Consider the following 8,510-nt stretch of genomic DNA (forward strand, 5'->3'; position numbering starts at 1 on the left):
GGATCTACCCCGCGAGCTGGATAAGGCGAAGCGGAATCTGCGCGAGCGGCAGAATGTCATCGACGCCACCCAGGCGGATCGCTTCCTTGGGCATGCCGAAGACGACGCAGCTCTCTTCATCTTGGGCCAGGGTCCGAGCCCCGGCCTGGTGCATGGCCTGCAGCCCTTGCGCGCCGTCATCGCCCATGCCGGTCATGATCACACCCCAGGCGTTACGACCGCCGACTTCGGCAACCGAGCGAAACAGCACATCCACCGAGGGGCGGTGGTGCTTGACCATTGGCCCATCGAAGACTTGTACCTGAAATTGCGCCCCGGAGCGGACTAAGCGCGTGTGTTTGCCGCCGGGCGCGATCAGGGCGCGCCCGCTCAGCACGCGATCGCCGTCGCGCGCCTCCCGCACCTCCAGCGCACTTACGGTGTTCAGCCGCGCAGCAAAGGCGGCAGTGAATTTTTCTGGCATATGCTGCACGATGACGATGCCAGGGAGGGTGGCTGGCAGGTGACTGAGCACAAATTCCAGGGCTTGGGTTCCGCCGGTACTGGTGCCAATGGCGATCACCTTTTCCGTACTGCGCTGACTCAACAGCGCTGATGGAGCTTGCGCCACGGCATTGTGCGGTAGGCTCGGGGCTGGCCGAATGCGGGCGCGGGCGGCACCTTTTACGGCTTGAATGAAGCTCTGTGCATCCCGCTGCAGAAAATCTTTTACGCCTGACTGTGGTTTGGTAATGATCTGAACGGCACCTGCCGCGAGGGCGTCGATGGCAAACTGGGTGCCGGATTCCGCCAGACTGGAGCAGATGATCACCGGCATGGGGTGCTCGGCCATGATCTTGCGTAGAAAGCTGATGCCATCCATGCGCGGCATTTCGATATCGACGATGAGAACGTCCGGCCAGTTTCCCTGTATGCGTTGCCAAGCAAAGATCGGATCTTGGGCGGAGCCAACGATCTCGATGCCCGGATCCTGGGCCAGAGCTGCCTGCAATACTTGCCGCACTACCGCCGAGTCGTCTACCAAAAAAACGCGGGTGGGACTCATGGCGCGCGCCTCCAGATCTGTGCATCGGTGCCGGAAAAGCGCAACAGGACTTCGCCGCTATTCAGGTCGAAAGATAAGTTGCGATGTCCCCGTCCACCGGCATGCAGGGCGTGCAGCGTAAAACCAGCGTCGCGCACGAGTTGTACCGCCGCTCGCACATTGCGGCAGGAGACGTCGGCGCAGGGTTCTTCAACACCGGGGCGAGGTGGTTGACTGTGGAGCATGTTGCCGCCGCCAAAGATTTTGCACTGATACTCACTATTTTTGCTATGGTTTTGGCGAATGGTGGTGCAGAGGGAGGCAACGGCCTCTGCACCATAGCGGCCATCGAGAGTCGCGTCGCGGGGGCCACAGCGCTGCGGCAGCAGAAAATGACACATGCCGCCGATCCGGCGCTGCGGGTGCCAAAGAGTAATGGAGATGCAGGACCCAAGCAGTGTGCGCAGAATGAGGTCAGGGCCGCCGAAGTGCCAGTCGCCGGGTTGAAGAAAAACCTCGCGTGGGGCATTCATGGTTTGCGGTAGACAGCCGCCTGCACCATTTCCAGGCCAGAAGTTATCCCCTGCAGACTTTCGGAGTGTCCCACCAGAAAATAGCCTCCTGGACGCAATTTCTGCAATATCTCCTGACAAATCGCCGCCTTTGTATCAAAGTTAAAATAAATTAGAACATTACGTAGCCAGATCATGTCAAACTCGCCCAGGTCCGGCAGTGGGTTAATTAGGTTGATTTGGTGAAATTGCACACGTTGGCGCAGCGCTGCATCAATTTGAAAGGTCCCTTCTTTGCTGCCGATACCTTTCAAGCAAAATCGTTGTAAATAGGGCTTGGGTATTTTTTCGCCACGCTGCAGAGGATAGGTAGCCGCTTGTGCGGTTTGCAAGATGCTCTGACTGAGATCAGAGGCAAAAATCTCCCAGGGTCTTTGTCCGCGGCGCTCGGCGAGGACCATGGCAATGCTGAAGGCCTCCTCGCCGGAAGAGGACGCAGCACTCCAGATACGCGGTTTGTTGAGATGGTTCCACTCAGGAATTACCTTTTCGGAAAAAAAAGCAAAGTGTTTTGGTTCGCGAAAGAAATAAGTCTCATTGGTGGTGAGGAGATCTACAGCCAGCTGCTTCTCCTGCGGGTCGCGGAGCAGATGTTGCAAGTAATCTTCATAATTGCTACTACCGAGGGCGCGTAGCCTTTTCCCTAAACGCCCGGCGACCATGGCCTGTTTTCCGGGGCCTAAGGTAATTCCCGATGCGGCAAAAATAAATTCCTGAATTTTTTGGTATTCGCGCGGGCTTGGCGCAGCGTTGATCTCAATTTTTCGATCCATTGTCTTCTGCCTCGTCAGTATTCAGAGAGACGAGCTGTGCCATTTCCTCCAGTGAAAGCACCCTTTCCATATCGAGCAAGACGATAAAGCGGTCGTCGATTTTTCCCATGCCGCGCAAGAAATCACTGCGCAACCCCGTGCCGAATTGTGGTGCTGGTTCAATTTGTCGTTCGCTGAGTTCGATCACTTCATTTACTGCATCCACGACAATTCCTAGGCGTTGTTTTTGTGCGCCTTCTTCAAAGTCGAGAATGATAATGCAACTGCGTTTGAATATGGACGTTGCCTTACGTCCAAAGCGTAATGCCATGTCAATGACTGGCACTACTTGGCCGCGCAAGTTGATTACCCCCAATACGAAACCCGGCATCATCGGTACGGGTGTTGGAACGGTATATGCGATAATTTCCCGAACGACACTGATATCTAGACCAAATGCCTCATCCTGTAATTGCACGATGAGATATTGACCGGAGAAAAGTCCTCCGGGAGATTTTGCTAAGGCAGGAAGATTCTCCATGATCTGGCTCCTTAAAAACGCACAAATTCTTCGTTACCCGATGCTTTATGGGCTTCGATGTGCGCTACTGTAGGCTTGCTCGCCGTAGCTTTTTTACTGCCTGGCAGGCGCTCCTGGGCGCTCGCAAGGCGGAATTGCGCCATCAATTCCTGCAGTTGACCGGCCTGACCACTCATTTCCTCAGCCGTTGCTGCCAACTCCTCGGACGCCGATGCGTTCTGTTGGGTAACCTGATTCAGTTGGCCAACGGCAATGTTGATCTGATCGATGCCGGCAGCCTGCTCATTGGAGGCAGCATTGATTTCCTGTACCAGGTCGGAGGTCTTGCCAATGGCGGGGACCAGCGCCTTTAGTGCCTCTCCCGCATTTTCGGCAACCTTGAGACTGCCACTGGCGAGGGTGCCAATTTCTTGCGCGGCTACCTGGCTCCGTTCAGCCAGTTTGCGTACTTCGGCGGCGACGACAGCAAAACCCTTGCCGTGCTCGCCTGCACGGGCTGCCTCAATGGCGGCATTCAATGCCAGCATGTTGGTCTGATAGGCAATGTCGTCGACGATGCTGATTCGCTCGGCAATATCTTTCATGGCCTGTAGGGTCTGCTCGACGGCAGTCCCTCCCTTTTTTGCCTCGGCCGAGGCATTGGTGGCAATGTCGTCTGTGACCCGAGCATTTTCGGCGTTTTGTTTGATCGAGGCGGCGGCCTCTTCCAGCGTTGCGGAGGTCTCTTCGACGCTGGCAGCTTGTTCCGATGCTGCCTGGGAAAGCGATTGAGAGGTGGCGCTGACCTCCTCTGAGGCGCTGGAGAGATTGTCGGCGGCAGAGCGCACGTCACTAATGATCTGCGTCAAGTTCTGTACCATATCGCGCATCGCTGCCATCAGCCGGCCGGTTTCATCTTTGCCGCGCGCCTCTACCTGCATACTCAGGTCGCCCTTGGCAACCCGCTCCGACACCCGTACCGCCTCTAGCAGCGGTCGGGTAATGGAGCGCGACAGGCCCCAGGCAATGAGTATGCTGAGGAGAATGGCGACAATAGAAATCGCAACAATTATGGTGTTGACCAGTTGTGCGTCATTTTCGCCGGTCTCGCGTTTGTGTGCGAGAGTGCTTTCCGCCGCAGCACGTAACTCGTGATTGATTTGGAAGAGGTGCTGCTCGACCGGAGTCACATGCGTGGCTAGGTACTGGTTCGCGACGGTGATAGCTTGCGCTTGTGCTTTTGGGTTGGCTGGGGCTGCAGCGAGCATCTGCAGGTAGTGTTGCGACCCGTTGTAAAAGTCCACATAGGTGCTGAAAGAGACTTCAAGATTGGCTCGCGCCTTGGGATCAATCAAGTTTTTCCGTAGGTAGGGAAAGTAAGTGCGAATTTGCTTATCGATCCTGGCGATTTGGCTCGATGCTTGTGGCGCCAGATTGGGTAGCCCATAGGAAAGATTGAAATCTGCTTTCATGCGCCCAACGTGCAACATCATCGTATTGATTTTGTCGACATTGGTGGCTATGGGGCCGGTAACGGTATCGAGATCGGAGTGCAGGCGTTGTGCGCCCCACCAGCCGATCCCCCCCACCACGATCAAAAAGACGATAAGCAGGGCGAATGCCAAGCCCAGGCGCAGGCCAATACGTAGATTTGCGAACATCGAGAGTCTCCTTTCAGACGGTGTTCGGCAGGCCGCTGCGGGTGGACCGTGCCGGGTGTTGCAGTAAATGGGAAATATCGAGAATGGGTGCCAACTCGCCGTTGCCGAGGATGGTGGCAGCAGAGATGCCGGGGAGCGACTCGAAGAGTCGCCCCAAGGGTTTAATTACGGTTTGTTGATTGCCGAGAATGGCACCTACCAGAACCCCGACACGCTCGGCCCCTTGGCCGACGACAATCACGTTACGCCGGCTGTGGGCTTTTTCTTCGACCTGAAAAGTCTTGGCGAGATCGAGCAACGGCAGGGCTTGGCCACGCAGTTGCATGTAGCCACCACTCTTTGTAGCCGGATATTCGATGCACTCCTCTACTACATCGGAGGGGATGACGAAGAGTCCCTTACCAACCCGTACCACGAAGCCGTCGATAATGGAGAGAGTCAACGGCAGGCGGATGCGAAAGGTGCTGCCTTTGCCTTGTTGGCTGTCGATCTCGATATTGCCCCGGACCGCCTCGATATTTTGTTTGACGACATCCATGCCGACACCGCGGCCGGAAATGTCGCTGATCTTGTCCGCCGTGGAAAAGCCTGCAGCAAAGATCAGAGCGTAGACTTCGCTATCCGTGAGCTTCTGTCCTTCGGCTACGAGGCCTTTCTCGATCGCTTTGTTGAGAATCTTGTCACGGCGCAGGCCGGCGCCGTCGTCTTGTACCTCAATAATGATACCGCTGGCGTCGTGACGTGCTTCGAGGATGATACGGCCTGCGGCCGACTTGCCGGCCTCCAATCGCTCAGCTACGGGTTCAATACCGTGATCCATGGCATTGCGCACCAGATGCATGAGGGGGTCGACGATTTTTTCCGCCATGCTCTTGTCGAGTTCGGTCTGCTCGCCACGAATCTCGAGCTGGATTTCTTTCCCCAGTTGCTTGGCCGTATCGCGCACCACCCGGGGAAAGCGCTGGAAGATTTCACTCACCTCGATCATACGCAGGTGCAGGGCGCGATCGCGGATCTCTTCTACCAAGCGGGCAACCTGCACTGCGGCCTCGAGTCTCGATTCGCGCGCACACTCCTCGTCAGCCGCTTGGATCCGATTGGCGGCACTGGCGATCACCAGTTCTCCCACTAAATCGATGAGTTGATCCAGTTCCTCGGCCTGGATGCGCAGCATTTGCCGGGGTTGCTGGGCGCGAGATTGTTGTTGTTTGGCGAGTGCGCTTTGTATCAGGGGCTCTTGCACCATTTGTTCCGCAACCAGGATTTCGCCAAGGGGCTTATGGGTGCCCTCGCTTTTCTCTGCGGCCTGTTGTTTTCCTAAAGCCTGTTGGAGTTCCTCTGTGGTCAGCGAACCCACCGCAACCAGAATTTCTCCCAGACGCTGCTCGGTCTCGGGCAGCGCCGCGATCATCTGCAAGTAGTCGGCGAGGCGTTCGTGGCTGGGGAGGATGTGGAGGACGCAACTGTCCTTGACGAAGTCGAAGACTTCGGCGATCTCTCTCTTACCAACATTGCCGGCAAAGGCTATCTCGAAACCCAGATAACAGCTTTCCGGATCAAAATCCTCCAGCCGGGGGAGCGGATCGGTGATGGTGACCAGCCCTACAATATTGCCGATCTGTTGCAAATATTGGAGAAAAGATAACGGGTCCATGCCGTCGCGAAAGGTGTCGGTGCCAAAGCGTAGGGAGATATGCCAGTTTGCTTGGGCTGGGACGCTCGGCGATACCGGAATTGCCTTGCTTGGTTGGCTGCTCGGAACCGTTAGGGCGGGGGGGGCGTTTGGGCTTTGCTTCGGCTCGACCACGGCGGCGCCGTTGCGCTGCACGGCCTCTAGGGCCTCGAGGAGGCGGACGTCCTCGGCGAGAAATTCTGACTGAAAAATGTCATTGCCCTGTAGCATGTCCAGATACGCAGCCAGATGATCAGCGCAGGCAAGAAGTAAGGGGACCATCTCCTGAGCCACGAACGCCTGCTTTCCGGCGCGCACACCGTCCAGCAGGTTTTCCAAACGGTGGGTAAAACGTACCAGTGGGTCCAGGCCAAAGAGCCCCGCTGAGCCCTTGATCGTATGTGCGGCGCGAAATAGCGCGTTGAGTCGCTCGGGATCGAGTCCCTCCTGCTCGACGCTGAGCAGGATTTTCTCCATCTCCTGCAGCAGTTCCTGACTCTCTACAAAGAATGTCTCCAGGGCGCCTTGCAAGGCGGGATCAATGTCGATCATCGTTTGCCCTCCTGCGAAAGGAGTACGGGGTCGCCAAAAAAGGGTAATAGCCGACAAAGTTCCAGTGCTTGGATGACGGCTGAGGAGTGCCCGCTGATGCCCAGCTTGCATCCCAGCGCCAATGCCCCGGATTTGAGCGCCATCAGGAGTTGCAGCCCAGCCCCGTCCAACTCTTCCACACCACGCAAATCCAGTTCTACTTGATGGTTGCTCGCCAGGAGTGGACGTATCTGCGCTAGTACCGTGGTGACGGCGTAGATATCCAACGCGCCATCCAGAGAGATGCGCAGGGAATCACCATTCCGGGTTTCGTGCAGATCCATGGTCAGGGAAGTACCAGTTTGGCAACCGCTGCAAGCAATTGCTGCGGCTGAAAGGGCTTCACTACCCAGGCCTTGGCACCGGCCTCGCGCCCGGCCTGCTTTTTGTCGTCGCCACTCTCGGTGGTGAGCATGATGACTGGGGTAAATTTGTAGTTTGGCAGTTGTTTGATATTTTTGAGAAAGGTAATGCCATCCATATTCGGCATGTTGACATCACTAATAATTAGGTGGATTTTCTGCGCCGCCTGTAGTTGCGCGAGCCCTTGCACTCCATCGCCGGCCTCAACCACCTCATACCCAGCACTTTTCAGTGCGATGGCGACGACTTGCCGCAAGGATGCGGAGTCGTCCACTATCAAAATCGTTTTCGCCATGATCTTGTCCTTATCGATTAGAAAAAAGTAATGTCGTCGTCGCCGCTGTTCGTGACGCTGTATTCGCCGCTGTGGGCTGCGCGTTCTTCCGCAGTGCTATATCGACTTTGCATACCGTCCAGCCAAGCTTGCACATCGTGAATGGATTCCTGCGTGTGCAGGTGCTTCGGTAGCTCCCCGAGTCCTTCTTCTACATGCTGCAAAATCTGGCTCACCCGATCCTGAAACTGCAGGGCAACCAGCAGATGGTCCATATCCTCGGCAATATCCTGGCCTTCCTGCTGCATTTGGGTGCGAGAACTCCGCAGTTCGTCGGTTATGAGTCGAACTCGATCCAGGGCGTTGTGCGTCGAAATCCTTGCATTTTTCAGAAATTCTCGTTCGGCTTCGATGGACTCGGCCGAGGCCGCGACCACCCGACGAATGACACCGGTGATTTCCTTTACATTATCCGCCATCGCCACGCTGCTCTCTTTGGAGCGCGAAGAGAGTTTGCGTACTTCGTCTGCCACTACCGCAAAACCGCGCCCCTGTTCCCCCGCCCGAGCCGCCTCGATTGCGGCATTGAGCGCTAGCAGCGTGGTTTGCGCGGCGATCTCACCAACCTCTCTTGCCATCTGTTCAAGGGTGCTCACCTGTTGCATGAGGGCCCGAATGGTCTCCCGATTGGCTTCATGTTTTTCCGCCGAGCTCTCGATGTGCCTCAGGATCATCTGCAGTTCCTGCTCGGTCTCCTGAAAGATCTGCGCAGTATCGTCTTCTGCCGTGCTGGAGCTTTCACCATCGCCTTGTAGTGTTGTTGATACGGCACTGGATAGACGTTGATGCAGTCCGGTAAAGCGCCCAACGATGTCGCCGATCGCCTGTTCCAACTGCTCGCGGCCAAGCACGACTTGGCGGGTAAGCAGTCCGGTTACTGTTTGCAGAATATTGGTGTTTACTGAATCTTCCATATAGACCCCCCGAGTTCGACAGTTAATTTTATAACTCATTGATATTGCGAATAGCGATTTTAAAACGCTCCACTACAACAGAGTCAGTTGCTGAGACGCGGCTGGTT

9 protein-coding genes are annotated in these 8,510 nt (G+C 56.1%); all 9 read right to left on the reverse strand.

The features are described from left to right. Positions 1 to 4: 4 nt before the first annotated feature. Genes AB4090_RS09490 through AB4090_RS09530 form a run of 9 tightly spaced genes read right to left on the reverse strand, consistent with a single transcriptional unit; the run spans position 5 to position 8,403 of the window. On the reverse strand, positions 5 to 1,045 hold the full coding sequence (locus AB4090_RS09490) for a chemotaxis response regulator protein-glutamate methylesterase (protein WP_369573627.1): 1,041 nt from the start codon (positions 1,043 to 1,045) through the stop codon (positions 5 to 7). Further along, the gene (locus tag AB4090_RS09495) at positions 1,042 to 1,557 is read right to left on the reverse strand and encodes a chemotaxis protein CheD (RefSeq protein ID WP_369573628.1); all 516 of its coding nucleotides are present in this window, start codon (positions 1,555 to 1,557) and stop codon (positions 1,042 to 1,044) included. Before AB4090_RS09495 ends, AB4090_RS09490 begins: the two co-directional genes overlap by 4 nt. Then, the gene (locus AB4090_RS09500) at positions 1,554 to 2,369 is read right to left on the reverse strand and encodes a protein-glutamate O-methyltransferase CheR (RefSeq protein WP_369573629.1); all 816 of its coding nucleotides are present in this window, start codon (positions 2,367 to 2,369) and stop codon (positions 1,554 to 1,556) included. Before AB4090_RS09500 ends, AB4090_RS09495 begins: the two co-directional genes overlap by 4 nt. Beyond that, positions 2,353 to 2,889, reverse strand: coding sequence for a chemotaxis protein CheW (locus AB4090_RS09505; protein WP_369573630.1), 537 nt, complete (start codon positions 2,887 to 2,889; stop codon positions 2,353 to 2,355). The genes AB4090_RS09500 and AB4090_RS09505 overlap by 17 nt, the downstream gene beginning before the upstream one ends. Before the next feature lie 11 nt (positions 2,890 to 2,900). Then, a complete protein-coding gene (locus AB4090_RS09510) occupies positions 2,901 to 4,529 on the reverse strand; it encodes a methyl-accepting chemotaxis protein (RefSeq protein WP_369573631.1) in 1,629 nt (542 codons plus the stop codon). A gap of 13 nt (positions 4,530 to 4,542) precedes the next feature. Further along, complete coding sequence (locus tag AB4090_RS09515; protein WP_369573632.1) at positions 4,543 to 6,753, reverse strand: chemotaxis protein CheA; 2,211 nt, start codon at positions 6,751 to 6,753, stop codon at positions 4,543 to 4,545. Next, positions 6,750 to 7,076, reverse strand: a complete 327-nt coding sequence (locus AB4090_RS09520; protein WP_369573633.1) for a lipid asymmetry maintenance protein MlaB — start codon at positions 7,074 to 7,076, stop codon at positions 6,750 to 6,752. Before AB4090_RS09520 ends, AB4090_RS09515 begins: the two co-directional genes overlap by 4 nt. Positions 7,077 to 7,078: 2 nt before the next feature. Next, entirely contained in the window at positions 7,079 to 7,450 is a 372-nt protein-coding gene (locus tag AB4090_RS09525; RefSeq protein ID WP_369573634.1) for a response regulator, read from the reverse strand. A gap of 17 nt (positions 7,451 to 7,467) precedes the next feature. Further along, positions 7,468 to 8,403 carry a methyl-accepting chemotaxis protein gene (locus AB4090_RS09530; RefSeq protein WP_369573635.1) on the reverse strand — a complete coding sequence of 312 codons (936 nt, stop codon included), beginning with the start codon at positions 8,401 to 8,403 and terminating at the stop codon, positions 7,468 to 7,470. Between the last annotated feature and the right edge of the window lie 107 nt (positions 8,404 to 8,510).

It is taken from the genome of Acidithiobacillus sp. IBUN Pt1247-S3 (assembly GCF_041146875.1).
Lineage (GTDB): Bacteria > Pseudomonadota > Gammaproteobacteria > Acidithiobacillales > Acidithiobacillaceae > Igneacidithiobacillus.

Bases quoted from the DNA above. Each gene is read 5' to 3' on its own strand.
- AB4090_RS09490 (WP_369573627.1), bottom strand. From the start codon at position 1,045: ATGAGTCCCACCCGCGTTTTTTTGGTAGACGACTCGGCGGTAGTGCGG.
- AB4090_RS09495 (WP_369573628.1), bottom strand. From the start codon at position 1,557: ATGAATGCCCCACGCGAGGTTTTTCTTCAACCCGGCGACTGGCACTTC.
- AB4090_RS09500 (WP_369573629.1), bottom strand. From the start codon at position 2,369: ATGGATCGAAAAATTGAGATCAACGCTGCGCCAAGCCCGCGCGAATAC.
- AB4090_RS09505 (WP_369573630.1), bottom strand. From the start codon at position 2,889: ATGGAGAATCTTCCTGCCTTAGCAAAATCTCCCGGAGGACTTTTCTCC.
- AB4090_RS09510 (WP_369573631.1), bottom strand. From the start codon at position 4,529: ATGTTCGCAAATCTACGTATTGGCCTGCGCCTGGGCTTGGCATTCGCC.
- AB4090_RS09515 (WP_369573632.1), bottom strand. From the start codon at position 6,753: ATGATCGACATTGATCCCGCCTTGCAAGGCGCCCTGGAGACATTCTTT.
- AB4090_RS09520 (WP_369573633.1), bottom strand. From the start codon at position 7,076: ATGGATCTGCACGAAACCCGGAATGGTGATTCCCTGCGCATCTCTCTG.
- AB4090_RS09525 (WP_369573634.1), bottom strand. From the start codon at position 7,450: ATGGCGAAAACGATTTTGATAGTGGACGACTCCGCATCCTTGCGGCAA.
- AB4090_RS09530 (WP_369573635.1), bottom strand. From the start codon at position 8,403: ATGGAAGATTCAGTAAACACCAATATTCTGCAAACAGTAACCGGACTG.